A 23,029-nucleotide genomic window follows, 5' to 3' on the forward strand; every position below is an offset into this window, starting at 1 on the left:
GGCGGATGGCCTCCCGTCGGAGGGCGGGTCTCAGCCCGCCACCCGGGCGGCGAGCGCGTCGCCGATCTCGTCGGTGGTGCGCGGCGCGGTGCCGCGGGCTTCGAGGTCGGCGGCGACGGCGTCCTCGATACGGGCCGCCTCGGCGTCGTGACCGAGGTGGCGCAGGAGGAGCGCGACGGACAGCACGGTGGCCGTCGGATCGGCCTTGCCGGTGCCGGCGATGTCCGGCGCCGAGCCGTGTACCGGCTCGAACATGGACGGGAAGGCGCCGGTGGGGTTGATGTTGCCGGAGGCGGCCAGGCCGATGCCGCCGGTCACGGCGGCGGCGAGGTCGGTGAGGATGTCACCGAAGAGGTTGTCGGTGACGATCACGTCGAACCGCTCGGGCTGGGTGACGAAGAAGATCGTCGCGGCGTCCACGTGCAGGTAGTCGGTGGTGACCTCGGGGTACTCCTCGCCCACCGCGTCGAAGATCTTCTTCCACAGGTGGCCGGCGTGCACCAGGACGTTGTTCTTGTGCACCAGCGTCAGCTTCTTGCGCGGCCGGGCGGCGGCCCGCGCGTAGGCGTCCCGGACCACCCGCTCCACGCCGTACGCGGTGTTCAGGCTGACCTCGGTGGCGACCTCGTGCGGGGTGCCGGTGCGCAGGCTGCCGCCGTTGCCCGTGTACGGGCCCTCGGTGCCCTCGCGGACGACGACGAAGTCGATGTCGGGGCGGCCGGCGAGCGGTGTCGCGGTGTTCGGGAAGAGCTTCGACGGACGCAGGTTGACGTAGTGGTCGAAGGCGAAGCGCAGCTTCAGGAGCAGGCCGCGCTCCAGGACGCCGGACGGCACGGACGGGTCGCCGATCGCGCCGAGCAGGATGGCGTCGTGCTCCTTGAGGGACTCCAGGTCCGCGTCGGACAGCGTCTCGCCGGTGGCGTGCCACCGCCGGGCGCCGAGGTCGTACTCCTTGGTTTCCAGCTTGACGTCCTGCGGGAGGACCGCGCCGAGGACCTTCAGTCCTTGGGCCACGACCTCCTGGCCGATACCGTCACCGGGGATCACTGCGAGGCGAATGCTGCGAGACATGTCTGGACCCTACTCTTCGTCCCATTGCTTGACACGTGCCGTCCGGGATACGGACAGATGACGAGCCGGTCACCTGGCGTTCACCCACAGGGCCCCGACGCGTCGGACAGTGATGCGACGTTGCGCAGCATGGACACACCACGCGTGGGCATTCCCGAGCCGCTGGCGAGCCGCCTGAGCATGCCCGAGCAGCACGAGTACCTCCGGACGAAGCTGACCCGCCGCGGGCTGCTGCGCACCTCCGCCGCCACGGCCGGCGCGGTCGCGGGCGGCGGGCTGCTGGCGGGCCCCGCCCAGGCCGCCTCCCCCACCCTGCTCTCCGCCCCCGCCACCGGTGCGGTGCACGGTTCGGTGGTCGCGCCGTTCGGCCGGCACCTGGCCTTCGGCGCGGACCCCCGGCACCAGATGCGCGTCTCGTGGCAGGTGCCGTTCGCGGTCAGGCGGCCGTTCCTGCGCGTGGGGCTGCGTCCCTGGGACCTGAGCAGGAAGATCCAGGCCGAGGTACGGGAGCTGCACACGCCCGCGCTGAGCAGGAAGCTGCCCGCGGTGGACCAGTACTACCTGCACGCGGCGCTCGACGGGCTGCGGCCGGGCACCACGTACTACTACGGCGTCGGCCACGACGGCTACGACCCGGCCGACCCGCGCCACTTCGGCACCCTCGGCACCTTCCGCACCGCCCCGGCCCGCGCCGAACGGTTCGTCTTCACCGCCTTCGGCGACCAGGGCGTCAGCTACCACGCGCTCGCCAACGACCAGCTCATCCTGGGCCAGAACCCGTCCTTCCACCTGCACGCGGGCGACATCTGCTACGCCGACCCGGACGGCACCGGCACCGATCAGGACACCTACGACGCGCGCCAGTGGGACCAGTTCCTGGCGCAGACCGAGTCGGTGGCCAAGACCGTGCCGTGGATGGTGACGACCGGCAACCACGACATGGAGGCGTGGTACTCCCCCAACGGGTACGGCGGCCAGCAGGCCCGCTGGAGCCTGCCGGGGAACGGCCCGGACGCCGAGAACGCGCCCGGCGTCTACTCGTTCACGTACGGCAACGTCGCCGTCGTCGCGCTCGACGCCAACGACGTCTCGTACGAGATTCCCGCCAATCTGGGCGTGACCGACGACAAGCAGACGACGTGGCTGGACCGGAAGCTGGGGGAACTGCGCGCCACCCGGGGCATCGACTTCATCGTCGTCTTCTTCCACCACTGCGCCTTCTCCACCACCAACTCGCACGCCTCGGAAGGCGGGGTGCGCGACGCCTGGCTGCCGCTCTTCGAGAAGCACCAGGTGGACCTGGTGGTCAACGGCCACAACCACGTCTACGAGCGGACCGACGCGATCAAGGGCGGCCGGGTCGCCAAGAAGGTGCCCATCGGCGAGACGGTGGACTCCGCTCGCGAGGGCATCGTGTACGTGACGGCGGGCGGTGCGGGCAAGTCGCTGTACGACTTCCCCGTGCCCGACAGCTACGAGGGCCACGTCAAGGACCTCGACCACGTGGACACCTACCACTGGGCCAAGGGCAAGGTGAAGGTCAAGGAGACGGTGCAGTGGTCGCGGGTGCGCTACACCGGCTACTCCTTCATCGCGGTCGAGGTGCTGCCGGGCCACCGGCCGCGGATGAAGGTCACCGCACTCGCCGAGTCCGGCGAGAGCATCGACCGCTTCGAGATCACGCGGCGCGGCTGAGGCCGACGGGGGCGGGCACCGCCCGCCCCCGGCACGGTCCCGTGCTCAGTGCCCGGTCGAGCCGCCGTTGTCCCGGCGGTCGAGCGCCCGCTGGAGCGCGGCGGCGGCGTTCTTGCGGTCGGCCTCGTTGGTCGCGCGGGCGGAGTGCCGGATCCTGCGGACAGCGGTCTTGGTCATGATGCGCCTCCAGTGCCAAAGCCCCGAGAAATGAAACGGAAGCGTCCTTCCGGAAACGACCGAAAAGCGCGGGGGCCTCGGCACAGCAGGGATCACCTGCCACACAGCCGGGCCGCACCCGCCACCCGCTCGATCGAGCGGAACGTTCGGCTTCTACAACGCTAAGCCAGCGAAGCCGTGCTGTCTGCACAATTACTTGGGCTTCCTACTATTTGAGACGGGCGATGGCCTGAGGTGCTCGATCGGGTGATCGTCGGACCGGGTGACCGACCACGCCGACGGCCCGGCACCCCCGTAGCGGAGGTGCCGGGCCGTCGGCGTGGTGCGGCTACCGGGTCAGCCCATGTGCGGGTAGCGGTAGTCCGTGGGGGCGACCATCGTTTCCTTGATGGCGCGGGGGGACATCCAGCGGAGCAGGTTGAACTTGGAGCCCGCCTTGTCGTTGGTGCCCGAGGCGCGGCCGCCGCCGAAGGGCTGCTGGCCGACGATGGAGCCGGTGGGGCGGTCGTTGAGGTAGAAGTTGCCGGCCGCGAAGCGCAGCTTCTCCGACGCGTCGGCCAGGACCTGGCGGTCCTGGGCGAGGACGGCGCCGGTCAGGGCGTACGCCGAGGCGGACTCCATCTGCTCCAGCATCGCGTCGAAGTCGGCGTCCTCGTAGACGTGGACGGCGATGATCGGGCCGAAGTACTCGGTCTTGAAGACCTCGTTCTCGGGGTCGGAGCAGACGATCACGGTCGGGCGCACGAAGTAGCCCACCGAGTCGTCGTAGGTGCCACCCGCGACGATCTCGCAGGTCGGGTCCTCCTTGGCACGGTCGATCGCGGCCTTGTTCTTGGCGAAGGAGCGGTCGTCGATGACGGCGCCGATGAAGTTCGACAGGTCGGTGACGTCGCCCATCGTCAGGCCCTCGACCTCGGCGACCAGGTCGTCCTTGAAGCCGCTCTCCCACAGGGAGCGGGCGATGTAGGCGCGGGAGGCCGCGGAGCACTTCTGGCCCTGGTACTCGAAGGCGCCGCGGGTGATGGCGGTCTTCAGGATCGCCGGGTCGGCGGTCGGGTGGGCGACGATGAAGTCCTTGCCGCCGGTCTCGCCGACCAGACGCGGGTAGGAGCGGTAGTTCGTGATGTTCTCGCCGACCGCCTTCCACAGGTACTGGAAGGTGGCGGTGGAGCCGGTGAAGTGGACACCGGCCAGCTCCGGGTGCGGCAGCGCGACCTCGGAGACCTCCTTGCCGTCACCGGTCACCAGGTTGATGACGCCCTTCGGCAGGCCGGCCTCCTCCAGGAGCTGCATGAGCAGGATCGCGGAGTGGGTCTGCGTGGGGGACGGCTTCCAGACGACGACGTTGCCCATCAGGGCGGGCGCGGTCGGCAGGTTGCCGGCGATGGCGGTGAAGTTGAAGGGCGTGATCGCGTAGACGAAGCCCTCCAGCGGGCGGTGGTCCAGGCGGTTCCAGACGCCGTTCGGCTGGATGGGCGGCTGCTCCTGGAGCAGCTCACGCGCGAAGTGGACGTTGAAGCGCCAGAAGTCCACCAGCTCGCAGGGCGCGTCGATCTCGGCCTGCTGGGCGGTCTTGGACTGGCCGAGCATCGTGGAGGCGGCGATGGTCTCGCGCCACGGGCCGGACAGCAGGTCGGCGGCCTTGAGCAGGATCGCGGCACGGTCGTCGAAGGACATGGCGCGCCAGGCCGGGGCGGCGGCCAGGGCGGCGTCGATGGCGTCCTGGGCGTCCTGGCGGGTGGCGTTGGCGTACGTGCCGATGACCGCCTTGTGGTTGTGCGGCTGCACGACGTCGAAGCGCTCGCCGCCGCCCATCCGCTTCTCGCCGTTGATGGTCATCGGCAGCTCGACGGGGTTCTCGGCCAGCTCCTTGAGCTTGGCCTCCAGGCGCGCCCGCTCCGGGGAACCCGGGGCATAGCCGTGCACCGGCTCGTTGTACGGGGCGGGGACGTGGGTCACGGCGTCCATGTCGGCCGTCTCCTTCGATCGGGGGTGTGCGGGTACGTCAAGTTGTGGGGCGCCCGGCCGCGGCGGCGGCCCGGCGCGTGCGGCCCGGCCGGGACCGGGCCCCTGGCTCAGCCCTTGGTGACGAGCGAGCGCAGGAAGAACGCGAGGTTGGCGGGGCGCTCGGCGAGCCGCCGCATGAAGTAGCCGTACCAGTCCGTGCCGTACGGGATGTAGACGCGCATCCGGTGGCCCTCGGCGACCAAGCGCTGCTGCTCGGTCTCGCGGATGCCGTAGAGCATCTGGAATTCGTACTCGGCGGGCTTGCGGCCGAAGCGGCGGGCCAGCTCCTGGCCTATCGCCACCATGCGCGGGTCGTGCGACCCGATCATCGGGTAGCCCTTGCCCGCCATCAGGATCTTCAGGCAGCGTACATACGCCTTGTCGACCTCCCGCTTGTCCTGGAACGCGACCGTCGCGGGCTCCTTGTAGGCGCCCTTGACCAGGCGCACCCGGGAGCCTTCCCCGGCCAGCGCGTGGCAGTCGTCCTCGGTGCGGAAGAGGTAGGACTGGAGCACCGCGCCGGTCTGCGGGAAGCGCGCGCGCAGCTCGCCGAGGATCGCCAGGGTGGAGTCGACCGTGGTGTGGTCCTCCATGTCCAAGGTAACCGTCGTGCCGGCCTCGGCGGCGGCCTCGACGACCGGGGTGACGTTCTTCAGCGCCAGCTCGTGGCCGCCGGGCAGCGCCTGCCCGAAGGCGGAGAGCTTGACCGACATCTCGGCGCGCTCGCCCAGGCCCAGGTCCTTGAGGGCGGCGGTCAGCTGGAGGTAGGCGTCGCGGTTGCGCAGCGCCTCGGCCGGGTCGGTGATGTCCTCGCCGAGGTGGTCGAGGGTGACTTCCATACCGCGGTCCGCCAGGGACCGGACGGCGGCCATGGACGCGTCCAGCCGCTCGCCGGCGACGAAGCGGTCCACGACCGGACGGGTGACCGGAGCGGCCGAAACGATACGGCGGATGCTGTCACTGCGCGCTGCTGCGAGAAGCACGGGACCCAGCACGGGGCACCTCCACGATTCAAGATGACAATGCCGGGCGGGCGCCTGGCAGGCGGGCGCGACGGCAAGATGAGCCACCTGAAACTTAAGGATCTCGCTACTTCCCGGCCATCGACAGCTGTCTGGCCTTCGTGGCCGGGATCTCAGACAGATGTATGAGAATGGGGGGAGACCACAACGGCACCGATGGACACCCGTCCACCGGTGACCACACGGACACCGGCGGCGTACGGCCCCCGGGGTACGACGGAAAGGAGCCGCGCGGCGCATGCGGGGCGACTACCAACAGCTCGTGGACGAGATCTCGGCCGCCCTCGGCGCCCCGGCGACCCTTGAGGACCGGGATTTCGGGCTGATCGCCTTCGGTGCCCACGAAGGCGACGACGACCTGGTCATGGACCCCGTACGGACCCGGTCGATCCTCCAGCGCCGCTCGACGGCGGCGGTCCGGGCCTGGTTCGAGGCGTTCGGCATCGCCCGCGCGACGACGGCGCTGCGCATTCCGCCCGACCCGGCGGCCGGGGTCTTCAAGGGCCGGATCTGCCTGCCGGTGCGCCACCGCGGCATCGTCCACGGCTACGTCTGGCTGCTGGACGACGGCCATCTGACCGACCTGGAGCTGGGCGGCGGGGGGACGCCGCCGGACCCCCGGATCGAGCAGGCGATGGAGTCGGCCGCCGGCATCGGCGCCCTGCTGGCCGCGGAGGCCCGCGCGGGCGCCGAGCTGGGCGATCTGCTGCGGACGCTGCTGCTGTCCCGGCCGGCGGAGCGGACCACCGCGGTGGCGGCGCTGCGCGACGGGCTGCGGTCCGCCGCGGACGCGCCCCTGATGGTGGTCGCGGTGGCACCGTGGGACATCCCGGAAGCCGATCAGGCGCCGCTGCCGAACCTGCCGGGGCTCCTCGCCGCCTGCGCGCTGCCGGCCACGAACGGAGCCGCCAGCGGATCCCCCAACGGGTCGGCAAACGGCTTCGCGGACGGCGCCGAGGCCCCGCACCCGGCCCTGTCCGCCGCCTCCTCCGCTCCGGCACCGCGCCGCGCCGCACCCGCCCCACCACCGCGCGCGACCGCCGGCGCCCCCTCCCTGGCGGCTCTGGTACGGCTGCGCTCGCCGTCCTCCCTGGCCGCGGCCCACACCGTCGCCGAGCACCTGCTGCGTTCCCCGCGCGCGGGCGGCGGCCTGGCGCCGTCCGGGGCGGCATCCCGTACGCTGCCGGGCGCCGCCGGACTCGGCACTCCTGTACGGGACTTGGCCGGACTGCCCGCCGCCTGGCAGGAGGCGCTGGCCGCGGCGCGGGCCGCGCGCGCCGAGCCGCGGCTGGGCCCGGTGGCCGAATGGGCAGCCATCGGCTCGTACCGGCTGCTCACAGGACTTCCGTCGGCCGAACCGGACGCGACCGTACGCCCCCTGCTGACGCCCGCGCACAGCGAACTCGCCCGTACCGCCGAGGTGTTCCTCGACTGCGCCGGCCAGGCGGGCCGAGCTGCCCAGGCCCTCGGCATTCACCGCCAGACGCTGTACTACCGGCTGGGCCGCGTCGAGAAACTGACCGGACTGGACCTGGACGAGGGCGGGGACCGCCTGCTGCTGCACATGGCGCTGAAAACGGCGCGGCTGTGACGCGGGAGAGCGGTGGCGCGCCGTCCGCCGCCCCGGGGCTCCGCCGCTCCTACGGAGGACGGACCGCCCGTGCATACGGGTTGTTGAGTACTGGACAGACTGCGGGCCCGGGCGCACGATGTGAGTCCGCGGGGCACCGGGATCCGGTGGGGTGAACGGGGCAGCGCGGAGGTGCGGCCGCCGCCGGGAGAAGAACCGGAACCGGCGGCGACCGGCTGCCGGGTGGCGGGGCTCCTCTTCCCCGCACCCGGCTGCCGCCCTTCCTGAATGCCGGAGGCGCGCGGGAAGACCTCTGGCTGGACAGGCCGGGAAGGGCGGTGCCGGAGTCGCTTGTTCGCTGCCTGGCGCGGATCTCCGGCCGATCATGGGTGGGAACTGCTTCGGCGACCTCTGGGTCTGGGAGATCCGGGCCCGGCGGCAGCTGCTGCCCGGTCCCGTACGGGGAGCCTAGAACCGGGCGGCGCCGCCGGACAAGTGCTGCACGGTCAAATACCAGAAGCTCTCGGCCGGTTGACCGGCGCGGACGGAGGCGGACCGGACGGCCGGGGTCCGCTCGGCGTCAGGAACCGGCCGGTCCGCCGGGGTCCGCTCGGCGTCAGGAACCGGCCGGTCCGCCGCGGTCCGCGTACGGTCAGGAATCCGCCGTTCCGCCGCCGCCCGAGGCCGCCCCGGTTCCGGCACCGTCCGTACCCGCCTCCCCCCCGGCGCCGCCCTCCCCCGCCGCGCCGCCTTCACCTTCTGCACGCTCCGCACGCGGCCCGAGCACCGAACCGGACAGCACCCGCCGCATCGCCTCCACGAGATCCCCGCCCGAGGGCACCGTCCCGGGGGTGATCAGGGACTGCACCATCAGGCCGGTGAGCAGCGCCTGGTAGAAGGAGCCGACGACGCGCGCCGCCTCCGCGTCGACCGCGGTGTCCGGTACGCCTTCGAAGACCGCGACCAGCCCCTCGCCGCCCTCCGGCAGGACGGAGGCCAGCGCCGCCCGCAGCTCGGGATCGCGGGGCAGCAGGCCGAGCACCTCGACCTGTGAGGTCACGAACTCCCGCTGCTCCTGGAAGCGCAGCAGGATGCGGTCCCACATGGCCGCGAAACGCGCCACGGGGTCGCCCTCCGCGGCCGTCCCGCCGGCCTCCTCCGTGGCGGCGAAGCCCTCGCCCCACTCCGCGACGGTCTCCACCAGCGCCTGGCGCATCAGGACGTCCTTGGAGCCGTAGTGGTAGCCGATGGAGGCCAGGTTGGCACCGGAGGCGGCCACGATGTCGCGGGCGGTGGTGCGTGCGTATCCCTTTTCGAGCAGGCAGCGCTTGGCGCCTTCCAGCAGGTCTTCGCGGTGTCCCATGCGGCCAGCCTATGCCTGTCGGACACCTGTCCTGGACGGGCGTCTCATACGGCTGTCCCACGGGCGGTCCGCCCGTCGGGGAAGAGACCGGCCCGCCGCACGCTCGGTGCGGCGGGCCGGGCCCGTGGTGCGGCGGCAGGGCCGGAAGCGACGGCGCCCTTCCCGGTGGCCGGCGTCACCGGTCCCGCTCGGGCCCCATGCCGCCGCGGCCCCGCTCGGGCTCCGTACCGCCGGTGCCCCGCTCCGGCATCGGGCCGCTCCGGCCGCGGCGGCCGCGCCGTCCGGTGCCCTTGCCGTCGTCGAACTCCAGCTCTTCCCGGTGGACTTCGGTGTTGATCTCCTGCTGTTCGGTGACCCGCTCGGTCTCCAGCCGGACCCGCTCGACGGGCACGTTCTCCTTGCGGACGACGACCTGCTCCTCGTAGAGCGTGACGTCGACCTCGCCGTCACCGAGCTTCGGCTGCTGGGTCCGCCCCTTGCGGCGGTCCGCTTCGCTGATCTTCTCGCGCCGGATGCGCGCCTCGTCGTGGCTGACCGGTACGGAGCGGTGCACCTCCTCGGCCGTCACGTGCTTGCGCAGCCGGGCGTGCCCGGCCTCGTGCGACTCGGTGCCCACCTCGATGTGCTCCTCGGAGAGGATCATCTCCGGATTCTGCTCCTTGCCGCGCGCCGCGTCGGTGTCCTGGCCGCGGGACATGGCCATCGCGCCGGCGCCCGCCCCGGCCAGCGGCCTGGACTCGCGCTCCCGGCGACGCTCCTCCGGCGGGCGCATGCCGACCGTGCCGGCGGCTCCGGCGGCTCCCGCGGTGCCCATTCCGGCGCCGGTGGTCGTGGTGCGGCCGGGAACCGTGCCGGACGGGGTGGTGCCCGGACGCGCGATCCCGTAGTGCCGGTACAGCCGCTCCTCCTCGGCCGGCTCCAGGTGGCCGTCCGCGTCGATCCGCGGCGCGTCCTTGATCTGGTCCTTGGTGTACGGAACCTGAAGTTCGTCGCCCACGCGCCGGGCCCCGGCGAGCGGTACGAAGGTCTCCTTCATGCCGAACAGGCCGGTGCGCACGGTGATCCACTCGGGCGCGTCGGTGGCGTCGTCCCGGTAGATCTGCTGGACCGAGCCCACCTTGGTGCCCTCCGCGTCGACCACGTTCATGCCGGTCAGATCCTGAGGGTTCTCACCCAGGGGTGCATTCATGGCGTCGCTCTCCTTCCGCACGCGCCGGCAGGGGGCACGCGCAGTTCCCATTGCGCGTCGCCCCGCAGCGCGCAGCGAGTCGGAAAACCCCCGGGCCACCGGTCCGGCGGCGTGTTTCCGGGGCGCCCGGCATCACCCCGCACTACGCCGAACGGGTGAATGGTTGCGGCGTCATCCACCGGGCACCGGCGCCGCACGGCAGCGGGCCCGGCCCCGCCGCAGCAGGGTCCGGGCCCGGTGGCCGCACGGTCCGGCCGGGACTCAGTCCGCGAGGTTGACCGCGCGCGCCGAGGTGGCGCCGATCTCCTCGGCGATCTCCGCGAGCACCGGCGTCGGGATCGTGTCGTCCACGGTCAGCGCGACCAGCGCCTCGCCGCCCGCGTCGGCCCGCGAGACCTGCATGCCGGCGATGTTGATGCCCGCCTCGCCGAGGATCCGGCCGAGCGTGCCGACCACGCCGGGGCGGTCGCCGTAGCGCAGGAAGGCCATGTGGTCGGCGAGCGCGAGGTCGATCGAGTGCTCACCGACCGCGACGATCTTCTGCTGGTTCTTGTTGCCGGCCAGCGTGCCGGAGATGGAGACCTCGTCGCCGCCGGCGAGGGTGCCGCGCACCGTGACCACGTTGCGGTGCTCGGGCGACTCGCTGCTGGTGGTCAGCCGCACCTCGACGCCGCGCTCCTGCGCGAACAGCGGGGCGTTCACGTACGAGACGGTCTCGGCGACCACGTCCTCGAAGACGCCCTTGAGCGCGGACAGTTCCAGCACCTTGACGTCGTGCTGGGTGATCTCGCCGTACACCTCCACGTCGAGGCGGACCGCGACCTCGCCCGCCAGCGCGGTGAAGATCCGGCCCAGGCGCTCGGCCAGCGGCAGGCCCGGCTTGACGTCCTCGGCGATCACACCGCCCTGGACGTTGACCGCGTCCGGCACCAGCTCGCCCGCCAGCGCCAGCCGCACCGACTTGGCGACCGCGATGCCCGCCTTCTCCTGCGCCTCGCCGGTCGAGGCGCCGAGGTGCGGGGTGGCGACAACCTGGTCGAACTCGAACAGCGGGGAGTCCGTACAGGGCTCGGTGGCGTACACGTCCAGGCCGGCGCCGGCCACCCGGCCCTCCTTGAGGGCGCTGGCCAGCGCGGTCTCGTCCACGATGCCGCCGCGCGCGGCGTTGACGATGCGCACCGTCGGCTTGACCTTGTGCAGCGCCTCGTCACCGATCAGGCCGATGGTCTCGGGCGTCTTGGGGAGGTGGACGGTGATGAAGTCCGCGACCTCCAGCAGCTCCTCCAGGGAGACCAGCTTGACGCCCATCTGCGCGGCGCGGGCGGGCTGCACGTACGGGTCGTACGCGACGATCTTCATGCCGAAGGCCGACATCCGCTGCGCGACCAGCACGCCGATGCGGCCGAGGCCGACCACGCCGAGGACCTTCTCGGACAGCTCGACACCGGTGTACTTGCTCCGCTTCCACTCGCCGTTCTTCAGCGCGGTGTTGGCCTGCGGGATGTTGCGGGCGGTGGCGAGCAGCAGGCCGCAGGCCAGCTCGGCGGCGGTGACGATGTTCGAGGTCGGCGCGTTGACGACCATCACGCCGGCCTTGGTGGCGGCGGAGACGTCGACGTTGTCCAGGCCTACGCCGGCACGGGCGACGACCTTGAGCTTGCGGGCGGCGGCGATCGCCTCGGCGTCGACCTTGGTCGCGCTGCGCACGAGGATCGCGTCGACGTCGGCGATGGCGGGGAGCAGCTCGGCGCGGTCGGCGCCGTTGCAGTGCCGGATCTCGAAGTCCGGGCCGAGGGCGTCGACGGTGGCGGGCGACAGTTCCTCGGCGATCAGTACGACAGGTTTGGAGCTCACGTGGTCTTCATCCTCACTAGTCCTGGGGGCCCCTCCCGTGCCCCTTCCGGCAACGGGGGAGGACGGCCGTCCCGACGGCCGAAGGCGGTGAAGGGGGCAGCCGCGTGGAAGACGCACGACGCTGTGAGCCTGACGCGCTTGTGGTGTGCAGTGTAGTGGCGGCCCCCGCCCGTTCATCCGCCGTTTCGGAAGGATCACCCGGTCGTGGTGGGACGGGATGGACAACACCGGGGTCCGGCCGCGGGCGCCGGTCATGGCGAACGGGGCCGCGGCTCCTGCCACGGCCCCGTGCCGTACGGCTTACTGCTCGTCGTCCACCCAGCTCATGAGCTTGCGCAGCTTCTTGCCGGTGGTCTCCAGCAGGTGGTCCTCGTCGGCCTTCTTGTACTCGTTGTACTTCGGCAGGCCGGCGTTGTACTCCGCCATCCAGTTGTTGGCGAAGGTGCCGTCCTGGATCTCGGCGAGCACCTTCTTCATCTCGGCCTTGGTGGCGTCGTTGACGATCCGCGGGCCGGTGACGTAGTCGCCCCACTCGGCGGTCTCGGAGACCGACCAGCGCATCTTCTCCAAGCCGCCCTCGTACATGAGGTCCACGATCAGCTTCAGCTCGTGCAGGCACTCGAAGTACGCGATCTCCGGCTGGTAGCCGGCCTCGACCAGCGTCTCGAAGCCCGCCTTGACCAGCGCCGAGGCGCCGCCGCAGAGCACCGCCTGCTCACCGAAGAGGTCGGTCTCGGTCTCCTCGGTGAAGGTGGTCTTGATGACGCCGGCGCGGGTGCCGCCGATGGCCTTGGCGTACGACAGGGCCAGCGCGAAGGCGTTGCCGGTGGCGTCCTGCTCGACGGCCGCGATGCACGGCACGCCGCGGCCCTCCTCGTACTGGCGGCGCACCAGGTGGCCCGGGCCCTTGGGGGCGACCATGCAGACGTCGACGTTCTCCGGGGGCTTGATGAAGCCGTAGCGGATGTTCAGGCCGTGACCGAAGAACAGCGCGTCGCCGTCCTTGAGGTGGTCCTTGACGGACTCCTCGTACACCTTGGCCTGGATCGGGTCCGGCACCAGGATCATGATGACGTCGGCCTCTTCGGCCGCCTCGGCGGGGCTGACCACGCGCAGCCCCTGCTCCTCGGCCTTGACCTTCGACGTGGAGCCCTCGTGCAGGCCGACGCGCACGTCGACGCCCGAGTCCCGCAGGGAGAGGGCATGGGCGTGGCCCTGGCTGCCGTAGCCGAGAACCGCAACCTTGCGGCCCTGGATGATGGACAGGTCGGCGTTTTCGTCGTAGAACAGCTCGGCCACTTCGGGTATCTCCTTGGATCTAGCTGGTTGCCGACACATTACGTCGGGCGGGGAAAGAAAGGTTCGGGGGTCTCGCGATACGGTCCGGCCGGGCCCGGACGGCTCAGGCGGAGCGGTCGAGCGCGCGCAGCGAGCGGTCCGTAATGGACCGGGCACCGCGCCCTATGGCGATGGTGCCGGACTGCACCAACTCCTTGATGCCGAACGGCTCCAGCATCTTGAGCATCGCTTCGAGCTTGTCGCTGCTGCCGGTCGCCTCGATGGTCACCGCGTCCGGGGAGACGTCGACGGTCTTGGCGCGGAAGAGCTGGACGATCTCCACGATCTGCGAGCGGGTCTCGTTGTCGGCGCGCACCTTGGCCAGCACCAGTTCCCGCTGGACCGCGGAGCCGGGTTCCAGCTCGACGATCTTCAGGACGTTGACGAGCTTGTTGAGCTGCTTGGTGACCTGCTCCAGCGGGAGCGATTCGACGCTCACCACGATGGTGATGCGGGAGATGTCGGGGTGCTCGGTGACGCCGACGGCGAGCGAGTCGATGTTGAATCCGCGGCGGGAGAACAGCGCGGCGATCCGGGCCAGGATGCCGGGGGTGTTCTCCACCAGGACGGAGAGCGTGTGCTTGGACATGGTCGGTCTTCTCTCTTCTATCCGCGTGTCTCGCGTCCCGGCTGCTCAGTCGTCTTCGGTGTCGCCGAAGTCGGGGCGCACCCCGCGGGCCGCCATGACCTCGTCGTTGGAGGTGCCGGCCGCGACCATCGGCCAGACCTGGGCGTCCTCGTGGACGATGAAGTCCACCACGACCGGGCGGTCGTTGATCGCGTTCGCCTTGGCGATCACCGCGTCCAGCTCGGCCGGGTCCTCGCAGCGCATCGCGACGCAGCCCATCGCCTCGGCCAGCTTGACGAAGTCCGGCACCCGGGTGCCGCCGCCGGAGACGTCCGCGGTCGCCAGGCTGTCCTCGGGGCCGCGGTGCAGCACGGTGTTCGAGTAGCGCTGGTTGTAGAAGAGCGCCTGCCACTGGCGGACCATGCCCAGGGCACCGTTGTTGATGATCGCGACCTTGATCGGGATGTTGTTCAGCGCGCAGGTGACCAGCTCCTGGTTGGTCATCTGGAAGCAGCCGTCGCCGTCGATCGCCCAGACCGTGCGGTCCGGCTGCCCGGCCTTGGCGCCCATGGCGGCCGGGACGGCGTAGCCCATCGTCCCGGCGCCGCCGGAGTTCAGCCAGGTGCACGGCTTGTCGTAGTCGATGAAGTGGGCGGCCCACATCTGGTGCTGGCCGACGCCAGCGGCGTAGACGGTGCCCTCGGGGGCCAGCTCGCCCAGGCGCTGGATGACCTGCTGCGGGGCGAGGCTGCCGTCGTCCGGGTGGCTGTAACCGAGCGGGTAGGTCTCGCGCCAGCGGTTGAGGTCCTTCCACCAGGCGGTGTAGTCGCCGGTGTGGCCGGCCGCGTGCTCGGCCTGGAGGGCGACGACCAGGTCGGCGATGACCTCGCGGGCGTCACCGACGATCGGCACGTCGGCCGCGCGGTTCTTGCCGATCTCGGCCGGGTCGATGTCGGCGTGCACGACCTTGGCGAACGGGGCGAAGGAGTCCAGCTTGCCGGTGACGCGGTCGTCGAAGCGGGCGCCGAGCGCGACGATCAGGTCGGACTTCTGCAGCGCGGTGACGGCGGCGACCGTACCGTGCATGCCCGGCATGCCCAGGTGCTGCGGGTGGGTGTCGGGGAAGGCGCCCAGGGCCATCAGGGTGGTGGTGACGGGCGCGCCGGTCAGCTCGGCCAGCACCTTCAGTTCGGCGGTGGCGCCGGACTTCAGCACACCGCCGCCGACGTACAGGACCGGGCGCCGGGCCTCGGCGATCAGCCGGGCGGCCTCCCGAATCTGCTTGGCGTGCGGCTTGGTGACCGGGCGGTAGCCGGGCAGGTCGGTGTGCGGCGGCCAGGAGAAGGTGGTCTGCGCCTGGAGGGCGTCCTTGGCGATGTCCACCAGGACCGGTCCCGGGCGGCCCGTGGAGGCGATGTGGAACGCCTCGGCGATGGTGCGGGGGATCTCGGCCGCGTCGGTGACCAGGAAGTTGTGCTTGGTGATCGGCATCGTGATGCCGCAGATGTCCGCCTCCTGGAAGGCGTCCGTGCCGATCGCCTTGGAGGCGACCTGGCCGGTGATCGCGACCATCGGGACGGAGTCCATGTGGGCGTCGGCGATCGGGGTGACGAGGTTGGTGGCACCGGGTCCCGAGGTGGCCATGCAGACGCCGACCTTGCCGGTGGCCTGTGCGTAGCCGGTGGCGGCGTGGCCCGCGCCCTGCTCGTGGCGGACCAGGACGTGGCGGACCTTCGAGGAGTCCATCATCGGGTCGTACGCGGGGAGGATGGCGCCCCCCGGAATGCCGAACACGGTGTCGGCCCCGACCTCTTCGAGCGAACGGATGAGGGACTGCGCGCCCGTGACGTGCTCCACGGTGGCGGGTGCGTGCGCCCCGCCGGAGTGTCGGGCCCGCGGCTGCGGATGGTGGGCCCCGGTGGCCTGCTCGGTCATCTGCGTCTCTTCTCGAAGCTGAGGGTTTTGGTGGGGTATGGGGGTGGTTATGCAACAAAAAACCCCTCGTGCCATGAGGCAAGCGAGGGGAGCGCGCCGGTGCGGAGCGCTGGGTTTCTCAGGGGACCCAGCTTCAGCCGACGCGCTTTCCAAGTACGAGAATTCGGGTGCGCATGGAACTGACCCTCCCCCCGGGGCCAGCCGAGTGTCAAGTGGGTGGGACGGAGGTCTCACTATTTGGGCGCAGCGGAGGCCGCGCCAGAGCCGCCTCCGCGCCGTCCCGGCCGTCACCCGGCGCGAATCGCCTGGGCAGTTCGCCCAGCACCCGTCCGGGTGACACCGGTTCGCGCCCCTTCTTGACGTGGCGTACGGGCAGGCCCGTACCGCTGAGCACCACCGCCCGGCCCTCGCTGCCCGGACCCGGCACCGGATAGCCGCCCTGTGCCAGCGCGCGGCGCAGCCGGTGCTCGTCCAGCGGCCCGGAGAACGCCATGCCCTGGCCGTGCGTGCAGCCCATCGAACGCAGCGCGACGACCTGCTCGGGCAGGTCGACGCCGTCCGCGACGGACTGCATGCCGAGGTCGGAGGCGATCCGCAGCAGCCCCGATGTGATCTTGTGCAGCCGGGCGGAGTCCACCACCCCGTCGACCAGGTCGCGGTCCAGCCGCAGCACGTCGACGGGCAGCCGGCGCAGCGCGCCGATGGCGGCCGCGCCGCTGCCGAAGCCGTCCAGGGCGATCCGCACCCCCAGACGGCGCAGGGCGACCAGGCGCCGCTCCAGCTCCTCCAGAGGTATCCGCGGATCGGTGTCGGACAGCTCCAGCATCAGTGAGCCGGACGGCAGGCCGTGCCGGGACAGCAGGGCCTCGATGCTCTTGGGCGGCAGCGCGCGGTCCAGCAGCCGGTGGGCCGAGATCCGTACCGCCACCGGGACCGGGTGGCCCGCCCGGTGCCGGCCGGCGGCCTGCTGCACCGCCTCCTCCAGCTGCCAGCGGCCCAGCTCGGCGGTGCGGTCGCCGTCCTCCTTGAGCCGGCCGCGGTCGCCGACCCGCAGGAACTCGGCGGGGGTGAAGAGTATGCCCTGGGCGGAGCGCCAGCGGGCCAGCGCGGCGACCGCCGCGATCCGGCCGTCGGCCAGCTCCACCACGGGCTGGTGCAGCAGCGCGAACTCGCCGTCGTGGAGCGCTGTGCGCAGCTTGGTGGCCAGCTCGGCGCGGCGCACCACGTCGGCCTGCATCTGTGGCGCGTAGAGCTTGACGCAGCCCTTTCCGGCTTGCTTCGCGCGGTACATCGCCAGGTCGGCGTTGCGCATCAGGGGTCCGGGGGTGATGCCCGGCTCGGCGAAGGCCACCCCGATGCTGGCGGCGACCCGGACGTCCCGGCCGTCGATCTTGTACGGGTCGGAGAGCCGGACGCGCAGCCGGTCGGCGACCTCCAGGATGCGGTGTTCGCGGGCCGTGTGGTCGCGGGAGCCGTCCCCCATGATCAGCGCGGCGAACTCGTCGCCGCCCAGCCGGGCCGCGGTGTCCCCGGCCCGTACGGACTCGGCCAGTCTGCGGGCGGCCTGCACCAGGAGCTCGTCCCCCGCCTGATGCCCGATGGTGTCGTTGACCTGCTTGAAGCCGTCCAGGTCGATGTAGAGCACGGCGGTGCCCGGATCGGTGGCGCGGCGGCCGGTCAGCGCCTGGCTGACCCGTTCGGTGAACAGGGCCCGGTTGGGCAGGTCGGTGAGCGCGTCGTGCGAGGCGTTGTGCTGGAGCTGGGCCTGGAGGCGGACGCGTTCGGTGACGTCACGGGAGTTGAAGATGAGACCGCCCTGGTGCCGGTTGACGGTGGACTCCACGTTCAGCCACTTCTCCCCGCCAGGACGGTTCTCCCCCGCGCGGAAGCGGCACTCGATACGGGTGGTCGGCTCCTCCTCGGGCCGGGCCGCGAGGAATCTCCGTACCTCGTGCACCACCCGCCCCAGGTCCTCGGGATGGATGAGGGAGGCCAGCTCGGAGCCGACCAGTTCCTCCGCGTCCCGGCCGTAGACCCCCGCGGCGGCGGGGCTGACGTAGCGCAGTATCCCGGTCGGCGCGGCGATCATGATGACGTCGCTGGAGCCCTGCACCAGTGACCGGAAGTGGTTCTCCTTCTCCGCCAGTTCCTGCGTGAGGGTGATGTTGTCGAGCAGCATGATGCCCTGCCGCACGACCAGGGCGAGGACGACCGTGCAGCCGGTGAAGAGCACCACCCGGTCGATGCGGCGGCCGTCCAGGACGTTGTACAGGATGCCCAGGGTGCAGACGGCGGCGGCCAGGTACGGGGTGAGCGCGGCGAGCGAGCCGGCGATGGGCCGAGGCGCCGCGGTCGTGGCCGTGGCGGGCGGCGTACGGGGCGCGGCGCGCTCGGGCGCGGCGGCCGTGGTGTCGCCGCCGGGCAGCCGGCGGGCCACCCACGGGGCGTACGTCAGCAGCATCGAGCCGGCGAACCAGCCGGCGTCCAGGATCTGGCCGGAGCGGTAGTGCTCGCGCAGCAGCGGCGAGCTGAACAGCGCATCGCACAGCACCGTCAGGGCCAGCGCCGCGATGGCGGTGTTGATCGCCGAGCGGTGCGCCGAGGAGCGCTTGAAGTGCAGCGCGAGCACCATGCTCACCAGCACGATGTCCAGCAGCGGATACGCCAGCGCGAGCGCGCCCTGCGGCACGCTCTGGCCCTGGAAGTGCGCGGTGTGCGCGAGCGCCAGGCTCCAGGAGAGCGTCAGCAGCGAGCCGCCGATCAGCCAGGCGTCCAGCCCGAGGCAGACCCAGCCGGCCTTGGTCACGGGCCTCTTGGCGAGCACGAGCAGGCCCACGATGGCAGGTGGCGCGAAGAGCAGGAAGCAGAAGTCGGCGAGCGACGGGCTCGGCACCGGCTCGCGCAGCACGAACTCGTACCAGCCCCAGATGCCGTTGCCGAGCCCCGCCATCGCGGAGGAGGCGGCGAACAGCAGCCAGGCGGGTCGAAACCGGCCGTGGTGCCTGCGGGCGTACAGGAAGCAGGATCCGGCGGCGGCGAAGGCGGCCAGGCTCAGTCCGAAGTCACCCATGAAGAGGGCCAGTTCGGAGGAGCCCCAGCCGAGCGCGGCGCCCAGGGCGTAGCCGCCGCAGACGACCGCGAGCACGACCTGCGGCACCACGCCCGGGGCCCCGCCGGTCTGCACCGGCGGCCGGGTGAGGACCGCGCCCGTGGCGCTCACCGCTCTCTCCTCCCGTGCACCGTGCGGCATCGTCGTGGTCGGTGCGTGCGGGGCGCCGGCGGCGCCCAGGGACCCGGAGGTGTTCCCCCGGGAGATCGCGGGATGCTTGTTTCGCGATTCGTCCATCGGCCGTACATCGCCCGTCGCCCCCCTCGGTTCCGGTCTTTCGCGCTGCGCCGCATCACTCCCGGCGCGGCCCCCGCTCGGACGATACACCAGGTTCGTCACTCAGGGACATAGCTTCTCTACGCAGCGTGACTGCCGGTGGGATGCGGATACCCAGTGCAGTCGTACGGCCCCGTAGAGCTACCCGCAAGGGGTCCGGGCAGGTTTCACCCGGCCGTAGCCACGACGTTGCACAAGGGCTCGCCGGTGGCGAAGCGCGACAGCTGATCCCTCATGAGGCGCTTCGCCCGGGGCAGGAAGGCGGAACTGGGGCCGCCGACGTGGGGAGTGATGAGCACGCCGGGAGCGTGCCACAACGGGTGCCCGGCGGGCAGCGGTTCCGGATCGGTGACGTCCAGGGCCGCCCGCAGCCGCCCGGACTCCAGCTCCGCGAGCAGCGCCCCGGTCTCGACGACGGCGCCGCGCGCGACGTTCACCAGCAGCGCCCCGTCCTTCATGCGCGCCAGGAAATCGCTCCCGACCAGGCCACGGGTGGCGTCGGTGAGCGGCGTGGCGATGATCACGACGTCCGCCGCGGGGAGTTCGGCGGGCAGTTCGGCGAGCGGAAGCACGGGCCCGCGCACGGTCTCACGTGCGGTGCGCGCAATGCGCGCCACCCGCGCACACTCGAAAGGTGTGAGCCGGTCCTCGATCGCACTGCCGATCGAGCCGTAACCCACTATGAGCACCGACTTGTCGGCGAGCGCGGGCCGGAAGCCGGGCGTCCACCGCTCCGCGTCCTGGCCGCGGACGAAGTCCGGGATGCCGCGCAGCGCGGCGAGCGTCAGGGTGAGCGCCAACTCGGCGGTGCTGGCGTCGTGCAGGCCGCGGGCGTTGCACAGCCGGGTCCCGGGAGGCAGCCGGTGCAGGGCGGGCAGCATGTGCTCGACGCCGGCCGTCAGGGTCTGCACGGCCCGCAGCCCCGTCATCTCCGCCAACGGCCGTAGGCACGTCTGCGTGTCCTTCATGTAGGGGACCACGTAGAAGGCGCAGCGGGCGGGGTCGGCGGGGAACTCCGGACCGGCGTCCCAATGGACGTAGCGGAAGCCGTCCGGGAGTCCGCCGACCTCGTCGGGAGGGACCGGGAGCCATACGTCGTTCGCGGCGGTGTGCGGGGCCGGCGGGCCGAGCGGGTCTTCAGGTGCCATGGCCAGAGGCTATGCGATGACCTCCGTGCCCAGACGTTAGTTTGGTCAGGCCCTTGATCGGGGGCGAGGGGATGGAGGCACGACCGCGTGGAGCGCAGGACAATCGGGGCTACAGCGCTCGAAGTGGGTGCTATCGGACTCGGCTGCATGCCGATGAGCTGGGGTTACACCGAGTCGCAGCGCAGCGGGGAGGGCTCGCTGCGCGCCGTCCACACCGCGCTCGACCGGGGCTGCACCCTGCTGGACACCGCCGACATGTACGGGCCGTTCACCAACGAACTGCTGGTCGGCCGGGCCCTGAAGGAACGCCGCGCGGACGCCTTCGTGTCGACCAAGGTGGGGCTGCTGGTGGGCGAGCAGCACATCGTCGCCAACGGGCGGCCCGGGTACGTGAAGCGGGCCTGTGACGCCTCGCTGCGCCGCTTGCAGACCGATGTGATCGACCTGTACCAGCTGCACCGGACCGACCCCGAGGTGCCGATCGAGGAGACCTGGGGCGCGATGGCGGAGCTGGTGGCGGCCGGGAAGGTGCGGTCGCTGGGGCTGTGCGCGGTGGGTGCGCGCGCCGGACGCCGCCGGGGCTCGCGGCTGTACGACGGGACGCTGCGGCAGCTGGAACGGGTCCAGCAGGTGTTCCCGGTCAGCAGCGTGCAGGCGGAGCTGTCGGTGTGGTCGAAGGAGGCGCTGGAGGAGCTGCTGCCGTGGTGCGTCACCCGGGGCGTGGGTTTCCTCGCCGCGATGCCGCTGGGCAACGGCTTCCTCACCGGCACGCTCACCCCCGGTCAGGGCTTCGAGCCGGAGGACATACGGGCCCGGCACCCGCGCTTCACGGCCGAGATGATGGCCGCCAACCAGCCGGTGGTGGCCGGCCTGCGCCGGGTGGGCGCGCGGCACGGGGCCACTCCGGGGCAGGTGGCGCTGGCGTGGGTCCTGGCGCAGGGGCCGCACGTGGTGCCCGTACCGGGGACGAAGAAGGAACGTTGGGCCGCGGAGAACGCGGCGGCGGCCGACCTGGTGCTGGACCGCCGGGACCTGGCGGAGATCGCGGCCCTGCCGCCGGCGCAAGGGTCCTGGGACTAGGTGTTCTGTCCACAGAGGCGGGTGACGATAGGGCTGCGTTGTCTGCCAGAGGTGCGCCCGGGTGCTGGTCAATCGGCGAACTGCCACGTCAGTCGGGCGAGCGGGTTGGCGCTCGGCGCGTGGACGCAGCCGGCGGGGTCTTGCGAAGCCCGGCCGCGGTCCGCGTCAGTGCGGCGAGGGCCGGCGAACGGTGTCCGGCCGGCCATGCGAGCACGGTCGTGATGTCCGGGGCGTCGGCGACGGGCACCGCCACATGGTCGGGCCACTGCCAGGCGCCGGCTTTCGTCACCAGCACCAGCGGCCGTTGGAGATCCGCTGCCCGCCGGGTCCGGCGCGCTGCGGCTGCGACAGCGTCGAGAGCCACCCGGGCGTCACGTAACAACACACCGCCGGCGTCGGTGAGGGCCACTCCCCGTCGGTCCCGGTCCAGAAGCCGGACGCCGAGCCGGTGTTCCAGCTGCCGGATGGCGCGCGACAGCGGTGGCTGCGCGATCCCCAGCCGCTGGGCCACGCGCCCGAAGTGCAGTTCCTCGGCGACCGCGACGAAGTACCGCAGCTCCCTGGTCTCCAGGTCGTCCATGCCCGCACCCTATCCACCTCGTGATACCCACTGGGTATCAGAACGTACTGGATCGATATCGGACGAAACGGACGTCGCGCGCTGACCATGAGCGGCGTGAACGACACCAAGACAGCGCTGGTCACCGGCGCGAACAAGGGAATCGGCTTCGCCATAGCCCAGGGGCTGGGAGCTCTTGGCTTCACCGTCGCGGTGGGGGCGCGTGACGACGCCCGGCGCGAGGAGGCCGTGGGGCGGTTGCGTGCCGCAGGAGTGGAGGCGTTCGGGGTCGCCCTCGATGTCACCTCCGATGACAGTGTCACCGCCGCGGTGGCGAGCATCGAGAAGGAAGCCGGCCGACTCGACGTCCTCGTCAACAACGCGGGAATTTCCGGCCAGTTCGAGGACGGGGCGCAGGACCCTGCGTCCCTCGACCTCGACGTCCTGCGGACGGTCCTGGAAACCAACGTGTTCGGAGTCGTGCGGGTGACGAACGCGATGCTCCCGCTGCTCAGCCGTGCCGCGTCGCCCCGCATCGTCAACATGTCCAGCAACATGGGCTCGCTGACGCTGCGGACCGGCCCGATCACGGCCGCCTACGCGCCCTCCAAGTCGATGCTCAACAGCATCACAGCACAGTACGCCCGCCGATTCGCTGACACGGACATCATGGTGAACGTGGCATGCCCTGGCTATGTCGCAACCGACTTCACCGGATTCGCCGGGGAGCGAACTCCCGAGCAGGGCGCCGCGATCGCACTTCGCCTCGCCACCCTTCCCGACGACGGCCCCCGCGGAGGCTTCTTCGACGACGAGGGAGTCGTCGCCTGGTGACCCTGTGCGCTCGTGGGCATGCAGGGAGATTCTCGCCGACGAGAGGAAGGAGACCGCCGCCGCGTTCTGAACCCGGGCGCAGATTCTTCGACCAAGCTGGAATCACCGTCAGACGCGTCCCGAGCCCTACCTCAGCGAGCAGGGACGTCAACCTGGCAGGGTGGTGTCCGTCGTGGCCGGGTGGCGGGGGCGGGGCCGGAGTGGGGGCCTGACTTGGCGGGTGGGGTGTGGTGT

Annotated in this window: 17 protein-coding genes; 4 read left to right on the plus strand and 13 right to left on the minus strand. The window is 71.6% G+C overall.

Annotated elements, in window-relative coordinates:
* Positions 1 to 30: 30 nt before the first annotated feature.
* A complete protein-coding gene (locus ACH4FX_RS37650) occupies positions 31 to 1,071 on the minus strand; it encodes a 3-isopropylmalate dehydrogenase (RefSeq protein ID WP_398485995.1) in 1,041 nt (346 codons plus the stop codon).
* 129 nt (positions 1,072 to 1,200) lie between these two features.
* Between ACH4FX_RS37650 and ACH4FX_RS37655 the strand changes: the two genes are divergently transcribed.
* Positions 1,201 to 2,766, plus strand: coding sequence for a purple acid phosphatase family protein (locus ACH4FX_RS37655; protein ID WP_398485996.1), 1,566 nt, complete (start codon positions 1,201 to 1,203; stop codon positions 2,764 to 2,766).
* A 45-nt stretch (positions 2,767 to 2,811) separates the two neighbouring features.
* On the opposite strand, the gene ACH4FX_RS37660 is transcribed toward ACH4FX_RS37655, so the two are convergent.
* From ACH4FX_RS37660 to ACH4FX_RS37670, 3 genes are all read right to left on the minus strand, one after another.
* Positions 2,812 to 2,943, minus strand: a complete 132-nt coding sequence (locus ACH4FX_RS37660) for a hypothetical protein (protein ID WP_003985226.1) — start codon at positions 2,941 to 2,943, stop codon at positions 2,812 to 2,814.
* A gap of 336 nt (positions 2,944 to 3,279) precedes the next feature.
* Positions 3,280 to 4,911, minus strand: coding sequence for an L-glutamate gamma-semialdehyde dehydrogenase (gene pruA / locus ACH4FX_RS37665; RefSeq protein ID WP_398485997.1), 1,632 nt, complete (start codon positions 4,909 to 4,911; stop codon positions 3,280 to 3,282).
* Between the two features lie 107 nt (positions 4,912 to 5,018).
* Positions 5,019 to 5,945 carry a proline dehydrogenase family protein gene (locus tag ACH4FX_RS37670; RefSeq protein ID WP_398485998.1) on the minus strand — a complete coding sequence of 309 codons (927 nt, stop codon included), beginning with the start codon at positions 5,943 to 5,945 and terminating at the stop codon, positions 5,019 to 5,021.
* A gap of 265 nt (positions 5,946 to 6,210) precedes the next feature.
* On the opposite strand from ACH4FX_RS37670, the gene ACH4FX_RS37675 reads away from it, so the two are divergent.
* Positions 6,211 to 7,563: a PucR family transcriptional regulator gene (locus tag ACH4FX_RS37675; RefSeq protein WP_398485999.1), complete on the plus strand. Its 1,353-nt coding sequence runs from the start codon at positions 6,211 to 6,213 to the stop codon at positions 7,561 to 7,563.
* Between the two features lie 631 nt (positions 7,564 to 8,194).
* On the opposite strand, the gene ACH4FX_RS37680 is transcribed toward ACH4FX_RS37675, so the two are convergent.
* The 8 genes from ACH4FX_RS37680 to ACH4FX_RS37715 all read right to left on the minus strand — a co-directional run bounded on the left by ACH4FX_RS37680 (position 8,195) and on the right by ACH4FX_RS37715 (position 20,322).
* Positions 8,195 to 8,905, minus strand: a complete 711-nt coding sequence (locus tag ACH4FX_RS37680) for a TetR/AcrR family transcriptional regulator (RefSeq protein WP_398486000.1) — start codon at positions 8,903 to 8,905, stop codon at positions 8,195 to 8,197.
* 175 nt (positions 8,906 to 9,080) lie between these two features.
* Positions 9,081 to 10,094, minus strand: a complete 1,014-nt coding sequence (locus tag ACH4FX_RS37685; protein WP_398486001.1) for a PRC and DUF2382 domain-containing protein — start codon at positions 10,092 to 10,094, stop codon at positions 9,081 to 9,083.
* 261 nt (positions 10,095 to 10,355) lie between these two features.
* On the minus strand, positions 10,356 to 11,948 hold the full coding sequence (serA, locus tag ACH4FX_RS37690; protein WP_398486002.1) for a phosphoglycerate dehydrogenase: 1,593 nt from the start codon (positions 11,946 to 11,948) through the stop codon (positions 10,356 to 10,358).
* A gap of 300 nt (positions 11,949 to 12,248) precedes the next feature.
* Positions 12,249 to 13,247 carry a ketol-acid reductoisomerase gene (gene ilvC, locus ACH4FX_RS37695; RefSeq protein WP_398486003.1) on the minus strand — a complete coding sequence of 333 codons (999 nt, stop codon included), beginning with the start codon at positions 13,245 to 13,247 and terminating at the stop codon, positions 12,249 to 12,251.
* A 103-nt stretch (positions 13,248 to 13,350) separates the two neighbouring features.
* On the minus strand, positions 13,351 to 13,875 hold the full coding sequence (ilvN, locus tag ACH4FX_RS37700; RefSeq protein ID WP_003986033.1) for an acetolactate synthase small subunit: 525 nt from the start codon (positions 13,873 to 13,875) through the stop codon (positions 13,351 to 13,353).
* Positions 13,876 to 13,920: 45 nt separating this feature from the next.
* Positions 13,921 to 15,789: an acetolactate synthase large subunit gene (locus ACH4FX_RS37705; RefSeq protein WP_398486004.1), complete on the minus strand. Its 1,869-nt coding sequence runs from the start codon at positions 15,787 to 15,789 to the stop codon at positions 13,921 to 13,923.
* 208 nt (positions 15,790 to 15,997) lie between these two features.
* On the minus strand, positions 15,998 to 19,009 hold the full coding sequence (locus ACH4FX_RS37710) for a putative bifunctional diguanylate cyclase/phosphodiesterase (protein ID WP_398486005.1): 3,012 nt from the start codon (positions 19,007 to 19,009) through the stop codon (positions 15,998 to 16,000).
* 332 nt (positions 19,010 to 19,341) lie between these two features.
* Positions 19,342 to 20,322, minus strand: a complete 981-nt coding sequence (locus ACH4FX_RS37715; RefSeq protein WP_398486006.1) for a 2-hydroxyacid dehydrogenase — start codon at positions 20,320 to 20,322, stop codon at positions 19,342 to 19,344.
* Between the two features lie 87 nt (positions 20,323 to 20,409).
* On the opposite strand from ACH4FX_RS37715, the gene ACH4FX_RS37720 reads away from it, so the two are divergent.
* Positions 20,410 to 21,402 carry an aldo/keto reductase gene (locus tag ACH4FX_RS37720; RefSeq protein WP_398486007.1) on the plus strand — a complete coding sequence of 331 codons (993 nt, stop codon included), beginning with the start codon at positions 20,410 to 20,412 and terminating at the stop codon, positions 21,400 to 21,402.
* Positions 21,403 to 21,490: 88 nt separating this feature from the next.
* Here ACH4FX_RS37720 and ACH4FX_RS37725 read toward each other — a convergent pair whose 3' ends face one another.
* Positions 21,491 to 21,982 (minus strand): LysR family transcriptional regulator, encoded by a 492-nt coding sequence (locus ACH4FX_RS37725; RefSeq protein ID WP_398486008.1) that lies wholly within the window; start codon positions 21,980 to 21,982, stop codon positions 21,491 to 21,493.
* 87 nt (positions 21,983 to 22,069) lie between these two features.
* Between ACH4FX_RS37725 and ACH4FX_RS37730 the strand changes: the two genes are divergently transcribed.
* Positions 22,070 to 22,795, plus strand: coding sequence for an SDR family oxidoreductase (locus tag ACH4FX_RS37730; RefSeq protein ID WP_398486009.1), 726 nt, complete (start codon positions 22,070 to 22,072; stop codon positions 22,793 to 22,795).
* Positions 22,796 to 23,029: the final 234 nt, after the last annotated feature.

Source organism: Streptomyces sp. NPDC018019 (assembly GCF_044327805.1).
Taxonomy (GTDB): Bacteria; Actinomycetota; Actinomycetes; order Streptomycetales; family Streptomycetaceae; genus Streptomyces.